Origin of the sequence: Sphingopyxis terrae subsp. terrae NBRC 15098 (assembly GCF_001610975.1) — a bacterium.
GTDB classification, from domain to species: domain Bacteria; phylum Pseudomonadota; class Alphaproteobacteria; order Sphingomonadales; family Sphingomonadaceae; genus Sphingopyxis; species Sphingopyxis terrae_A.
The window spans coordinates 2,238,419-2,251,727 of record NZ_CP013342.1 but is presented as its reverse complement, the minus strand read 5'-3'; the positions used below and the strand labels follow the sequence as shown (position 1 = coordinate 2,251,727).

Sequence of the window (13,309 nt, the reverse complement as noted above, 5' to 3'; positions counted from 1 at the left end):
CCCCCTCTAAGCCCATGTCAAAAGCGCGATATGCGCAAGCGCCGCAGCGAGCGCGAGCCCCAGCCCCACCGTGACCCGCGGGCTGGCATAAAAGGCGATCTGTCGCTGCGTCGGGAAAGAGAAGGTCGTCTCGATCCCCAGTGTCTTGTTCGGATGCACGGCGCGAAAGGCCGGATCGGCCGCCATGCGGATCAGATCGCGGCGGCTGCGGTATCGCATCGTGCCGACCAGCGACCAGCCGGGGTCGGCGGGTGTGTTCCACGCGTCGATATAGCCGCCGACCTTGGCGCCGACATAGAGCGGATGCCCGCCGCGCGCGATCAGCCCGCGCACGAAGGGGTCCGAATAGCGGCGCAGCCATTCGCTGCCCGCGCGCGTCTCGCCGCTGGCGGGATCGGTGACTTGGCCCGGCCGCGTGCGGACAAGATTGACCATGACGAATTCGCGTCCGTCGTCGTCCTCCAGAAAAGCGCGCAGGCGGGCGCTGTCGTTGCCCGTTTCCTCCATGCGATCGCCGAGCGTGCCCAGAAAGGCGTCGATCTCGGCGCGCGTCAGCGGGCGGCGGAACCCATCGTAGAACAGCAGGAAGGCGAGCCAGAGCAGCAACGCGCCCGCCCAAATCGCGCCGACAAGAAAAGCCTGCTCCCCCATCATTCCCCCGACTCTTCGGTTGCCCCGAAACTATTGGCACTATATGTGTCATTATATCGGGCGCGGCGCAAGATGCTTCGAAGCGGGCATTGACCACGGCGCCAAGCTGCGCCAGCGGGGAGGACATGACGACAACGGCGAAAGCGGAGGGCGAGGCAAAGGCGAATCCGGCGAGCGAGACGCCCCGGATCGATGGTCGGCGCGAACGCAGCCGGTCGAGCCACAAACGCATCGTCAAGGCGATGATGGAGCTGATCGCTGGCGGCGACCTGATGCCCAGCGCGGCGCGCGTCGCCGACGAAGCCGGGATCGGCATTCGCACCGTTTTCCGCCATTTCGACGATATGGATTCGCTCTATAGCGAGATTTCGGCGACGATCGCCGAACGGGTGATGCCGATCGTCACCGCCCCCTATCTCGACAACGACTGGCGTGCGAACATGCGCGATCTCGCCCGCCGCCGCGTCCGCGTGTTCGAAACGATGCTGCCGTTCCGGCTCGCGGCCAATATCAAGCGCTATCAGTCGCCCTTTCTGATGGCCGAATATGGCCGCGTCATCACGGTCGAGCGCGAACTGGTAATGCGCCTGCTGCCCGCGCCTGTCCTTGCGAACAAGGTGGCGGCGGAGGCGCTATGTGCCACCCTCTCCTTCCAGAACTGGCGCGCGTTGCGGCACGACCAGGGCCTGCCGGCCGAAGAAGCGGGGACCGTCACCGCGCATATGGTCGAAGCGCTGCTTGCCGCGCTTCCGCAAGGCGGCGATCGGTGAAGCGCAGCGCAGCGCTGATCGCTTTCGCCGCGCTGGGCGCCCTGGCCGCATGCGGCGCCAAAAAGACCGAACAGCATGCCGAAGCGCAGACCCCGACCTGCCCGCCGATGCCGGCGCGCGACTATGTCTGGATACCCGGCGCGACCTTCACCATGGGCGCCGACGCGACGCTGCCCGAAGAGGCACCGGCGCGCGAGGTTTCGGTCAAGGGTTTCTGGATGGCAACGCATGAGGTGACGAACGCCGAATTCGCCGAATTCGTGAAGGCGACCGGCTACAAGACGCTTGCCGAGAAAGACCCGCCGAAACTGCCCGGTGCGCCGCCCGACATGCTGATCCCCGGATCGGCGGTGTTTACAGCGCCGACTGACGGCAATCCCAACTGGTGGCGCTGGGTCGTCGGGGCCGAATGGCGGCATCCCGAAGGACCGAAGACCGGCATCGCCGGCCGCGATCGCGACCCGGTGGTCCAGGTCGGCTACGAGGACGCGCTCGCCTACGCGCACTGGAAGGGCAAGGCGCTGCCCGACGAGGCGCAATGGGAACTTGCCGCTGCAACCGGCGGCGCGCGGCGCGATGTTCCCGTCGATGCAAACGGCAAGCCGACCGCCAACTATTATCAGGGCGTGTTCCCGGTCCGCGACCTCGGCACCGACGGCTTCAAGAGCCGCGCGCCCGTCGCCTGCTTCCCCGCCGACAAGCACGGCGTCCACGACCTGATCGGCAATGTCTGGGAATGGACGGCAAGCGCGATCGACCCCGACCGCAATGTCATCAAGGGCGGCAGCTTTCTGTGCGCGGCGAATTATTGCGCGCGCTATCGCCCCGCCGCGCGCCAGTTTCAAGAACGCTCGCTAGGTACCGATCATGTTGGCATTCGCCTGATCGACACCGCGCGCCCGCCGCCGCCGGACGAAAAGCCACAAGAGGGCTGACAGCGCGACGATCGCCCCGCCGAGCACCAGTCCGGCCTGGATCGCCCGCTTGCGGCCCTGTTGCCGCCACGCATAAAGGTTGATCTGTTCGTCGGCGGTGTAACCCGCCGGCATTTCGAGCACCTGGTTGGTCTTGGCGAACGCCGCATAATCGGCCTTCATCGCCGCAAAGCGATCGGGCATCGCGGCGGCCAGATCGCGCGTCTCGCCGGGGTCGCTGGCGATGTCGAACAGTCGCCATTGACCGTCGCCCGTCGGCGGCAGATTGCGCACCAACTTGTAATCCCCCCGGAACAGCGCGGCATTGCCCGACAGTTCATAACCAATCGGCGCGTCGCCATGAACGCTGCCCGCGCCGCCTGCCAGCATCGGCACCAGACTGCGCCCCGCGATCGGCTCGACCGTCCGCCCGCTCCAGCTGCCGCCGTGACCCGGCACGCCGGCGAGGTCGGTCAGCGTCGGGACGATGTCGGTGACATGCGCGAGCCCCTTCGAGATCGCGCCCGCGCGCACCTGCGGATGGCCGGGCCAGGCGATTATCAGCGGTACGCGCAGCCCGCCCTCGGTCGCGCTGAACTTGTACCCCGATAGCGGCGCCGCAGCCGCGCTGGCCCAGCCCGGACCGATGGCGCTGAAGCTGTGGCGGCGGCCGATGTTGCCGATCGACGTGTTATATTGCATCCCCAGGAACAGCCGGTTGCGCAGCCGGTTATAGGGGTTGGTCGGTTCGGGGCCGTTGTCCGACAGAAAGACGAAGATCGTATTGTCGTAATCGCCCGTCGCCTTCAGATGCGCGACAAGGCGCCCGATCTCGCGGTCGGCGGCGGTCGCCATCCCGGCATAGGCCTGCATGACGCGGACCGCCGCCTTGCGTTCGTCGCTGTCCAGCTTTTGCCAGTCGGGGGTGGTCGCCATCGTCACCATCGGCGCGCCCGCGGGCATGATGCCGAGCGCCGCGGCGCGCTTGGCCCGTGCGGCGCGCAGCGCGGTCCAGCCTTCGCGATACATCGCCTGATAGCGCGCGATATCGCTGTCGGGCGCCTGCACCGGAATATGGTTTGCTAGGAAATTGACCGACGCGAAAAACGGCTTTCCGCTCGCGCGGTCGGAGTCGATATAATCGATCATCTTCTGGACGACGAAGCGCGACGAATAATAATCCTTGGGCAGCACCCCCGGCTTGCCATTGTCGGTCCAGTTCGCCTTGTCGTAGAGGCCCTTTATCGGCTCCTGATCGAAATTGTCGGCGCCCGCATCGGCCAGGCTGAAGGCGCGATCATAGCCGCGCGCTTCGGGAAGCCGCGTCGGATCGCTGCCCAGATGCCATTTGCCGGTCAGATAGGTGCGATAGCCCGCCGCCTTCAGCATTTCCGCGATCGTGACGACGCTGTGGTTCATCACCGTCTCGTACCCCGGCTTGCCGCGGTGCGCGTCGGGGATCGTCTCGGGCATATTGCCCAACCCGGCGCGGTGGTTCATCACCCCCGTCTGCAGCATCGCGCGCGTCGGTGAGCAGGAACCCGACACATGGAAATTGGAAAAGCGCATCCCGGCATGCGCCAGCGCGTCGATGTTCGGGGTCGCGAATTCGGCCCCGAAAGCGCCGACATCCGAAAAACCCCAGTCATCGGCCAGCAGGATGACGATATTGGGATGGCGCGGCGCTGCGGGCGCGGTCGGCACCGCGGTCTGCGCGGCCAGCGGCGCCGCGACCAGCGCAGCGGCGATCCCGGCGGCGAACGCGCGCCTCATGCCGACACCAGCGCGGGCAGGCAGCCAGTCCGCTCGAGCAGCGGATCGACCGCGGCGCGCGCCGCGTCGTTCAGCGCCGCGTAGCGCATGCGCAGGTCGGCAAGGCATTTCGCCTGATATTTGAACACCCCCTGGTCATAGCCATGCCCCATCGCCTCGAACCGTATCATCGCCTCCCCCTTTTCCAGTGCCGCCGCATTCGCCCGCAAGAAGGGCAGATAGACCGCGCCCGCCACCGACAGCAGCGCATCGACCACGGGCGGCAGCCGCGCATCGGCCGCGTCCCATTCGCCGTCGATCCCCGACATGTCATCGATGTGCGAAAGCCAGCGATAGGCAAAGGGATAGTCGGTGCGCATCATCGCCTGCGCGGTCGGATCGGCGCCGAACTGCGACAATTGGCCAAAGAGGCCGAATTCGGCGAGCGATGGCCGCGTGCCGAACAGGCAGTGCCGGTCCTGGACATGCGTCTCCAGCGCCGCGAGCACCGCGCGGGTCGACGCTTCGATCAGCGGGAAATTCGCCGGCGTGCAGCCGACGATCGCCAGGCGCCCCACCTGCCGCTCGCGAAAGCTCGCCGCAAAGCGCTCGCGCTGCTCCGCACCGCCGCCCTTGAACGCGTCGAAGGCCAGCCAGCGACTCATCTGAAGCTGGTCGACCTCGGCCAGCCAGCGATAGCCGAACATCGCCTTGGTCAGCCATTCGTCAGCGAAATCCTCGATCAGATGCGCCAGAAAGGCGCGCGCGGGATCGGGCGGCACCACCGAACGGCTGCCCGGATGGCGATCCTCGAGCAGATAGAGGAGCGGGGTCGAATCATTGTGCCAGCTATCGTCGGGAAAGCGCACCACCGGGATCACCGGCGCGCGGACATGCGCCAGCGCCCCGCCCTGCGTCGCGGCGCCATGCACCCAGATATGGGGCAAACGGCGATAGCGCATCGCCGCGCGAATCTTCATCGAATAGGGCGAACCCAGCGCACCATGGACTTCATAAGGCCGTTCGTTCACCCGTTGCTCCCCATGTTTTGACATATGCTATGCCAATATATCGGCGAGCGCAATGGGCGGCGTCCCGGACAGCCACACGGACAAATCAGGGGAGCGTGTGGGACGCGGCCCTGCATGGCGCCGGAAAGGGTGACGAGGGCCGCATATTCAGCGCGCACTCGAATTTCCTGCGTCAAAGGCATGAACTACCCTCAGTTGAGCGGTCCCTCGCATTCGCATAGCGGCGCTTTGCAGAAGAGAGCGTGAGGTACGCTGCCGCTCCCTCGGCTCAATCAGATTTGCCCGGCGGGTCAAGAACCCGGTCTATGCGCGCGAGCGCGCGTTCGAGGCGCGGAATGACGAAATCCATGAATGCGCGCAGCTTCAGCGGTTGCAGCGTCTGGGCGGCATGGACGAGATGGACGGGGATCGGCGGCGGGCTGAAGGTTTGGAGCACCGGCACCAAGGCGCCGTCACCGACGGCTTGCGACGCCTGATAGGACATGATTCGGGCAATCCCCAGTCCGTTGATGGCCCCGTCAATGACCGCGTCGGCGGTGTTGACCGAAAAACGCGGCCGGATCGTCACCGACAATGGATGCGTCCCGGCAAGGAATGGCCATTGGCGATAGGTCTGGAAACCTTCGAAAGCGATGCAGTCGTGGCGGACCAAATCCCCCGGCGCGCTCGGCGCCGGGTTATAGGAAAGATAGTGGGGGCTGGCGCAGATCAACCATCGCACCGTGCCCACCCGCCGCGCAATCAGGCTGCTGTCGGGCAGCTTTCCTATCCGCACCGCCACATCGACGTGATTTTCGACCAGGTCGACCAGCGTATCGGCCAGCACGAGTCGCACAGTGACCTCGGGATAGGCGGACAGGAAGTCATGGACGATCGGCGCGACGTGCAATTTGCCGAACATGATCGGTGCCGTGACCAGCAACTCCCCGCGCGGGGCCCGATATTCGCCCGAGGCAACGCGCTCCGCCTCGCCCAGATCTTCCAGAACGCGCCGCGCCGCCACGAGGAAAGCGGCGCCCTCCTCGGTCGGTATCAGTTTGCGGCTCGTGCGAACGACCAGGCGGGTGCCGAGCCGCGCCTCCAAATCCGATACCCGCCGGCTCACGGTCGCGAGCGGGATGCCGAGCGCACGCGAGGCCGCCGACAGGCTGCCCCCGTCGATGGCAGCGACAAGCGTCCGCATAGCCTCGAAACGATCCATTTTCCTTCCATATTACGGAAGGATGGTTTGCGCAATTGACCCATACTCTCGAAAATCAGGAGGACCTACTTCGCGGCCAGGCCAAATCCGGCCCAGACGAAAGGTCCACCTAATGTCCCTGATTCCCACCCCCGCCACTGTCGAAGCCGCCCCGGTCGCATCGCAGGCGATGCTCCAGGCCGTGCAGGCCCAACTCGGCAGTGTACCCAACCTGTTCCGGTTGGTGTCGACCAGCCCTGAGACGCTCGAAGGCTATGTCGGCCTGATGGGCGCGCTCGGCAAGGGAAGCCTGCCCGCCGCAACGCGCGAGCGTATCGCGCTGGCCATCGCAGAGATCAACGGCTGCAGCTATTGCCTGTCGGCGCACAGCTATCTCGGTCGCAATCTCGCCAAGCTCGACGATGCCGAAATGACCGCAAACCGGAGCGGGGCTTCGAATGATCCGGTTGCCGATGCCGCCGTTCGCTTCGCTGCAGCGCTCGCGCACAACCGCGGCCATGTCACCGAGGCCGAAGTCTTGGCGCTTCGCGAGGCCGGTTACACCAACGCGCAGGCGCTGGAAATCGTCCTGCACGTCGCGCTCAACAGCTTCACCAACTACGTCAACGAAGCCTTCGGCACCGAAATCGACTTCCCCGTGGTGCGCGCCCGAACCTCGGCCTGATCTTCAGGTAACGGGCTCCGCAACCCGGTATCCGGTCCGTGCCCTCCCTACATTCCATCAACAGGAATTCTCATGACCCAATCTTCCAAACTGATCCACGCGGCCGCGGTCGCGCTTTCTGCCGCAGCCCCGCTGGCCGCCGAGGCGGCACCAGCTGCTCCGGCCGCGACAGCCGCGTCCGCGCATCCCACCAGCTATCATTTTGCGACGGTCAACGGCCGCAAAATATTCTACCGCGAAGCCGGCGACCCGGCCGCGCCCACGATCCTGCTGCTTCACGGCTTTCCCAGCAGCAGCCAGATGTATCGCGACCTGATCCCGCAGCTGGCCGACAAATTTCACATCATCGCCCCCGACTATGTGGGCTTCGGCCAGTCCGACGCCCCATCCGCCGCAGAGTTCGATTATAATTTCGACAATCTCACCTCGCATGTCGCCGGTCTGATCGATCAGCTCGGGCTCCAATCCTATGTTCTCTATATGCAGGATTATGGCGGGCCGGTCGGCTTTCGCCTCTTCGCGCAGCGGCCAACGCATGTGAAAGGGTTCGTGATCCAGAACGCCAATGCCTATCTCGACGGCGTCGGCGACCCGGTGAAGCAGGCGCTGCTCCCCATCGGCCAACAGCGTGACGCTGCATCGGAAGCCGCGGCGCGCACGCTTCTCACGCTCGACACCACCAAGTTCCAGTATAGCTATGGCGCGAAAAACCCGGCGGCGATCAATCCCGACAATTGGGTGATCGACCAGGCGCTGCTCGACCGGCCGGGCAATGATGCCATCCAGCTCGACCTGTTCGAGGATTATCGGTCCAATGTCGCGTCCTATGACAAATGGCACGCGCTGTTCCGCCAATATCAGCCGAAGACGCTTATCCTGTGGGGCAAAAGCGATCCGATCTTCATCGCACCGGGGGCAGAGGCCTACAAGCGCGACTTGCCCGGCGCGCGCCTCGTCTGGCTCGACGCTGGCCATTTCGTGATCGACGAAAATGCGGCAACCATCGGCCGCGAAATCAAGGCGAGCTTCGCCGGCCGCTGAGCGGCAAGGCAGGCAAAGGGTTGATGTCGGGTGGGCGGCGCGCAGCCGTCCGCCCGGCATCTTCGGGCGCGATCAGGCGATCTCGCGCCACGTTCCGGGCGCCAAATCCCCAATCTCCCACCCCCCGATCCGCCACCGCACCAGCCGCAGCGTCGGATAGGCGACCGCGGCGGTCATGCGGCGGACCTGGCGGTTGCGCCCCTCTGTGATCGTCAGTTCGATCCAGCTATCGGGCACGCTTTTGCGATATCGCACCGGCGGATCGCGGTCCCATAGCTGGGGCGGGTCGATGCGGCGGACGGTCGCGGGGCGCGTCGGGCCGTCGTTCAGCGTGACGCCGCGGGCGAGCGCCGCCAGCGCGGCGTCGTCGGGCTCGCCCTCGACCTGCGCCAGATAGGTTTTGGGCATCTTGTGCTGCGGCGACGAAATCCGCGCCTGCAGCGCGCCGTCGTCGGTCAGGATCAACAAGCCCTCGCTGTCGCGGTCGAGCCGGCCGGCGGGGTAGACGCCGGGTACGTCGATATAGTCTGACAGCGTCGCGCGCGGGCCGTCGGCAGGCGCGGTCGTGCCCTTGTCGGTAAATTGCGACAACACGCCATACGGCTTGTTGAACAGGATCAGGCGGTTCACCGCGTCTTTCCTCGCATGGCCTCCCGCCTCCCTCTTCCTTCGTCACGCCGGACTTGATCCGGGGTCCATGACTTCAGCGCTGCGATGGATCCCGGGTCAAGCCCGGGATGACGAAGGCGAGGAAAAGACTGGGACAAGCCGTCAAAAAGAAAGAGGGCGACCATCGCTGGCCGCCCCCTTGATCTTACGCCGCTTCCTTCTTGCGGCTCGCCTTCTTCCGCTCATGCGGATCGAGGATCGCCTTGCGGATGCGGATGTTCGCGGGGGTCACTTCGACCATTTCGTCGTCGTCGATATAGGCGATCGCCTGTTCCAGCGTCATGCGGCGCGGCGGAGTCAGGCGGATCGCATCGTCCTTGCCCGTCGAACGGAAGTTCGTGAGCTGCTTCGACTTCATCGGGTTGACCTCAAGGTCGTCGGGCTTCGCATTCTCCCCGATTATCATCCCTTCATAGAGCGCCTCGCCGGGCGAGACGAACAGGATGCCGCGTTCTTCCAAGGGGCCGAGCGCATAGGCGACGGCTTCCCCCGCGCCATTCGAGATGAGGACGCCGTTCTTGCGGCCCTCGATCGCGCCTTTGTAGGGGCCATATTTTTCGAAGAGGCGGTTCATGATCCCGGTTCCGCGCGTGTCGGACAGGAATTCGCCGTGATAGCCGATCAGGCCGCGCGACGGGCCGCTGAAGCTGATGCGAGTCTTGCCGCCGCCTGACGGGCGCATGTCGGTCAGCTCGGCCTTGCGGATCTGCATCTTCTCGACAACCGTGCCGCTATGCTCGTCGTCGACGTCGATGACGACGGTTTCATAGGGCTCGGTGCGCTGGCCGTTCTCGTCGGTCTGGTACAGCACCTTGGGGCGGCTGATGCCGAGTTCGAAGCCTTCCCGGCGCATTGTTTCGATGAGCACGCCGAGCTGAAGCTCGCCGCGGCCCGCGACTTCGAAGCTGTCCTTGTCGGCGCTTTCGGTGATGCGGATCGCGACATTGGTTTCGGCTTCGCGGTACAGGCGGTCGCGGATCATGCGGCTCGTCACCTTGCTGCCTTCGCGGCCAGCCATCGGACTGTCGTTGACGGCGAAGCGCATCGACAGCGTCGGCGGGTCGATCGGCTGCGCGGCGATCGGCTCGCTGACGCTCGTGTCGGCGATCGTGTTCGCGACCGTCGCGTTGGTCAGGCCCGCGATCGCGACGATGTCGCCTGCGCGCGCTTCCTCGACCGGAACGCGGTCGAGCCCGCGGAACGCCAGCAGCTTCGACGCGCGGCCGGTTTCGATGACCTTGCCGTCCATGTCGAGCGCGTGGATCGGCTGGTTGACCTTGACCGTGCCCGACTGGACGCGGCCGGTCAGGATGCGGCCGATGAAATTGTCGCGGTCGAGCAGCGTCGCGAGGAAGGTGAAGGGCGCCTCTTCGTCGAGGCCGGGCGTCGGAACATGCGACACGATCGTCTTGAACAGCGGCTCGAGCGTGCCTTCGCGCGCGTCAGGGCTTTCCGAGGCATAGCCGCCGCGACCCGAGGCATAAAGGATCGGGAAATCAAGCTGTTCGTCATTGGCGTCGAGCGTCAGGAACAGTTCGAATACTTCGTCGAGCACTTCGGCTGCGCGCGCGTCGCTGCGGTCGATCTTGTTGACGACGACGATCGGCTTGAGGCCGAGCGCCAGCGCCTTGCCGGTGACGAACTTGGTCTGCGGCATCGGGCCTTCGGCGGCATCGACGAGCAGGATGACGCCATCGACCATGCTCAGGATCCGCTCGACCTCGCCGCCGAAGTCGGCGTGGCCCGGCGTGTCGACGATGTTGATGCGCGTCGCATCGGCGCCTTCGCCCCACTCGACCGAAGTACATTTGGCGAGAATCGTGATCCCGCGTTCCTTTTCCAGGTCGTTCGAATCCATCGCTCGTTCTTCGACACGCTGGTTGTCCCGAAATGTGCCCGACTGGCGGAAAAGCTGATCGACGAGGGTCGTCTTGCCATGGTCGACGTGTGCGATAATCGCAATATTGCGCAAAGACATGCGGTAGGAGCCTTGATGGAAGGGGGCAGCGCCTGGAGCGCCGCTAAACGCCGCGCCCCTAACAGAAGCGGTGCTGCGGCGCAACAAGAGAGGCGCGGGCGTCCGATTTGACACTGTGTTGCTCGAGCGATACACCATGGGCGTTCAGCTCAAGGAAATATCGATGCGCCTCTCCCTCGCTCGCGGTATCGTCGCCGCCGCCCTTTCCGCTGCCCTAGCTGCCACCCTCGCCGCCGTCACGCCTTCGAGCGCGGCCGAGCCCGATGCGGGCCTCGCGCTCACCTATCAGCCGGTCGTCGCAGCCGACGGCCGTTTCCGCGCGATCGAAGTGACGCTGCGCTTTCGCGGCGCCGCGAGCGGCGTCACCATCGTCGATCTGCCGGACGAATGGGGGGGCTTTGACAAGCTTTATAATTATCTGGGCGACATCCGCGCCGAGGGCGCGACGCTGGCCCCATCGTCCGATCCCGCCAAGATCGCGTTGCGGCACGCTCCCGGCGCCCCGATCGTCCTGCGCTACCTTGTGCGCGGTGCCAACCGGGCCGAGCAATTGCAGGACGGCGAAGTCGTCAATGACTATCGCCCGCTCATCCAGCCGACATGGTTCCACCTGATCGGCGACGCGGTGGTGGCGCGGCCAGAACATCTGGATGGCGATACCCCGGCAAGCTTTTCGGTCCGCGGGATGCCGGCGGGGACGCGCTTTGCGTCCGACCTCGAACATCCCGGGCTGACCGTCGATGGCCTGATCGAAAGCATCGCCGTCGGCGGCGATTTCCGCCTGATCGATGCAGGACATGGCGCACGGCTCGCAGTGCGCGGTAGCTTTGCAAAACGCGACGATGCCGGCTGGACGCAAAGCTTCCGCCGCGTCGCCGCAGCCATGTCAGAATATTGGGGCAACGACGCCGGGCGCTACCTCGTCACCATCATTCCCTTCGCGCCGCCGGGACCCGGCGCAACCTCGATCGGCGGCACCGGACGCGGCGATGCGTTCGCCTTTTTTGCGACGACCAACGCGCTGCCCGAGATGCTCGACCGGCTGATGACGCATGAAATGGCGCATAGCTGGGTCAATGCCCGGATCGGCGGCTTTTCCGACACAGTGCCCGAAGCCGAGCAATTCTGGCTGTCGGAGGGCTTCACCGATTTCACCTCGTGGCGGGCGCTGGTCCGCGCCGGAGTGTGGACGCCCGAACAATATTTTGCGCAGTTCAACGACGCGCTGCGCGAATATGATGCGTCGCCGCTTCGCGCCGCGCCCAACAAGGAGGCGGCGCGGCTGTTCTGGACCGACGAGAAGGCGCAGCGGCTCGCCTATTTGCGCGGGATGCTTTTCGCGCACTGGGCTGACGACCGGCTGCGGCGCGCGCCAGGCGGATCGTCGATGCGCAACCTGCTGCTGGCGATGCAGGCAGCTGCTCCGGCAGCCCGCAGCGATGCTGTTACCCTGTTCAGTGCCGAGGCGCAGCGCCGCGACGCGGCGATCGGCGAAGGCATCGCCCGATTCATCGATCGCGGCGAACCGATTGCGCTGCCCGCCGACATGCTCGCCGCGTGCGGCACGTTGCGCCAATTCGAACGACTGGTGTTCGATCGCGGCTTCGATGTCGACGCGACGCTCGCGAACGACCGCATTATCGCTGGCGTCGCCCAGGACGGCCCGGCATGGCAGGCCGGGATGCGCGACGGCATGACGCTGATCGGCCGCAGCGGCGGGGAGATCGGCAACAGCCAGAGCGAAATCGCCTATGATGTCGACGATGGCGGCACGAAGCGCACGCTGCGCTATATGCCGCAGGGGCGAGCCCGCGAAACGGTGCGCGAATTCGCGCTCGACGATCTTTCGCCTCCCGCCGCGCGGCAGGCCTGCATCGGTGCGCTCAGCCGCTGACCCGCGCGACCAGACGCTCGATCGCCGCTCCCGCGATGCGCGCCGCGCGCACGAGATTGGCACGGAAGTCGCCCGCGCTGTCGCCGTTGGCGTCGTCGGTCACCGCCTTGATTGCGGCCCAGGGCTTGCCGAGCCGCATCGCCGCCTGCGCCACTGCGCCGACCTCCATATCGACCAGCGCGGCGCCCAGATCGCGCACCAGTCCGGCCGCGGCGTCGGGGCAGGCGACGAAGCTGTCGCCGCTTGCGATGCGCGCATGTGGCAGGTTCAGGCCGGGGTCGGGCATCGCGGCGAAATGCGCCTCGCCCGCTTCGCCGATCGGCCATTCGCCGGCCCGATAGCGGCGGAACAAACCGGGCTGGGCCGCGCCATAATCGTGCTGCACCGCCTCGGCGATCCAATAGGCGCCAGGTCCGGGGCCGAGCGAGCCGCAGGTGCCGCTCATCACCAGCAGATCGGCCGCGCCGCCGAGCATCCCGGCGCATAGCGCCGCGTTGACCTTTCCGAGACCGCAGGTGGCAATCGTTACGCCATGCTCATGCACTGACAGCGAACGAAGCGCAAAAGCGGCCGCTTCGGCGGCGCCTTGGCCGGGAAAAACGGCATCGGCCTCTTCGGGCAGCGCGGCGAGGATTAGGATGCGGGCCATCCGCGCGCCATAATCCTCTTTCGCGCCATGTCGAGTGTTGTCGCCGCCGCGACCGACGCGCGGACTTGCCAAGGCGCCGCCTTCCGGCCATCGCT

Annotated in this window: 12 protein-coding genes; 5 read left to right on the top strand and 7 right to left on the bottom strand. The window is 65.9% G+C overall.

Features of this window, described 5'->3' with window-relative positions; translation table 11 throughout:
* Positions 1–6: 6 nt before the first annotated feature.
* Complete coding sequence (locus tag AOA14_RS10920; RefSeq protein ID WP_062901829.1) at positions 7–654, bottom strand: hypothetical protein; 648 nt, start codon at positions 652–654, stop codon at positions 7–9.
* Between the two features lie 122 nt (positions 655–776).
* On the opposite strand from AOA14_RS10920, the gene AOA14_RS10915 reads away from it, so the two are divergent.
* Together AOA14_RS10915 and AOA14_RS10910 are read left to right on the top strand one after the other, a co-directional pair.
* Positions 777–1,421 (top strand): TetR/AcrR family transcriptional regulator, encoded by a 645-nt coding sequence (locus AOA14_RS10915; protein ID WP_062901828.1) that lies wholly within the window; start codon positions 777–779, stop codon positions 1,419–1,421.
* On the top strand, positions 1,418–2,356 hold the full coding sequence (locus AOA14_RS10910) for a formylglycine-generating enzyme family protein (RefSeq protein ID WP_062901827.1): 939 nt from the start codon (positions 1,418–1,420) through the stop codon (positions 2,354–2,356). The genes AOA14_RS10915 and AOA14_RS10910 overlap by 4 nt, the downstream gene beginning before the upstream one ends.
* Here the strand turns inward: AOA14_RS10910 and AOA14_RS10905 are convergent.
* The 3 genes from AOA14_RS10905 to AOA14_RS10895 form a co-directional block, all read right to left on the bottom strand.
* Positions 2,276–4,108 carry an arylsulfatase gene (locus AOA14_RS10905; protein ID WP_062901826.1) on the bottom strand — a complete coding sequence of 611 codons (1,833 nt, stop codon included), beginning with the start codon at positions 4,106–4,108 and terminating at the stop codon, positions 2,276–2,278. The two genes, AOA14_RS10910 and AOA14_RS10905, sit on opposite strands and share 81 nt — an antisense overlap.
* Positions 4,105–5,118: a glutathione S-transferase N-terminal domain-containing protein gene (locus AOA14_RS10900; RefSeq protein ID WP_082819902.1), complete on the bottom strand. Its 1,014-nt coding sequence runs from the start codon at positions 5,116–5,118 to the stop codon at positions 4,105–4,107. The genes AOA14_RS10905 and AOA14_RS10900 overlap by 4 nt, the downstream gene beginning before the upstream one ends.
* Positions 5,119–5,386: 268 nt before the next feature.
* Entirely contained in the window at positions 5,387–6,319 is a 933-nt protein-coding gene (locus AOA14_RS10895; RefSeq protein WP_062901824.1) for a LysR family transcriptional regulator, read from the bottom strand.
* Between the two features lie 112 nt (positions 6,320–6,431).
* Between AOA14_RS10895 and AOA14_RS10890 the strand changes: the two genes are divergently transcribed.
* Together AOA14_RS10890 and AOA14_RS10885 are read left to right on the top strand one after the other, a co-directional pair.
* Entirely contained in the window at positions 6,432–6,983 is a 552-nt protein-coding gene (locus AOA14_RS10890) for a carboxymuconolactone decarboxylase family protein (RefSeq protein ID WP_062901823.1), read from the top strand.
* Positions 6,984–7,055: 72 nt separating this feature from the next.
* A complete protein-coding gene (locus AOA14_RS10885; protein WP_062901822.1) occupies positions 7,056–8,024 on the top strand; it encodes an alpha/beta fold hydrolase in 969 nt (322 codons plus the stop codon).
* 72 nt (positions 8,025–8,096) lie between these two features.
* Here AOA14_RS10885 and AOA14_RS10880 read toward each other — a convergent pair whose 3' ends face one another.
* Both AOA14_RS10880 and typA read right to left on the bottom strand, forming a co-directional pair.
* Positions 8,097–8,654 carry a pseudouridine synthase gene (locus tag AOA14_RS10880; protein WP_062901821.1) on the bottom strand — a complete coding sequence of 186 codons (558 nt, stop codon included), beginning with the start codon at positions 8,652–8,654 and terminating at the stop codon, positions 8,097–8,099.
* Positions 8,655–8,838: 184 nt separating this feature from the next.
* The gene (gene typA / locus AOA14_RS10875; RefSeq protein ID WP_003050854.1) at positions 8,839–10,671 is read right to left on the bottom strand and encodes a translational GTPase TypA; all 1,833 of its coding nucleotides are present in this window, start codon (positions 10,669–10,671) and stop codon (positions 8,839–8,841) included.
* A gap of 136 nt (positions 10,672–10,807) precedes the next feature.
* On the opposite strand from typA, the gene AOA14_RS10870 reads away from it, so the two are divergent.
* Entirely contained in the window at positions 10,808–12,565 is a 1,758-nt protein-coding gene (locus tag AOA14_RS10870; protein WP_062901820.1) for a M61 family metallopeptidase, read from the top strand.
* On the opposite strand, the gene AOA14_RS10865 is transcribed toward AOA14_RS10870, so the two are convergent.
* Positions 12,555–13,286: a 5'-methylthioadenosine/S-adenosylhomocysteine nucleosidase family protein gene (locus AOA14_RS10865; protein WP_238929632.1), complete on the bottom strand. Its 732-nt coding sequence runs from the start codon at positions 13,284–13,286 to the stop codon at positions 12,555–12,557. The two genes, AOA14_RS10870 and AOA14_RS10865, sit on opposite strands and share 11 nt — an antisense overlap.
* Positions 13,287–13,309: the final 23 nt, after the last annotated feature.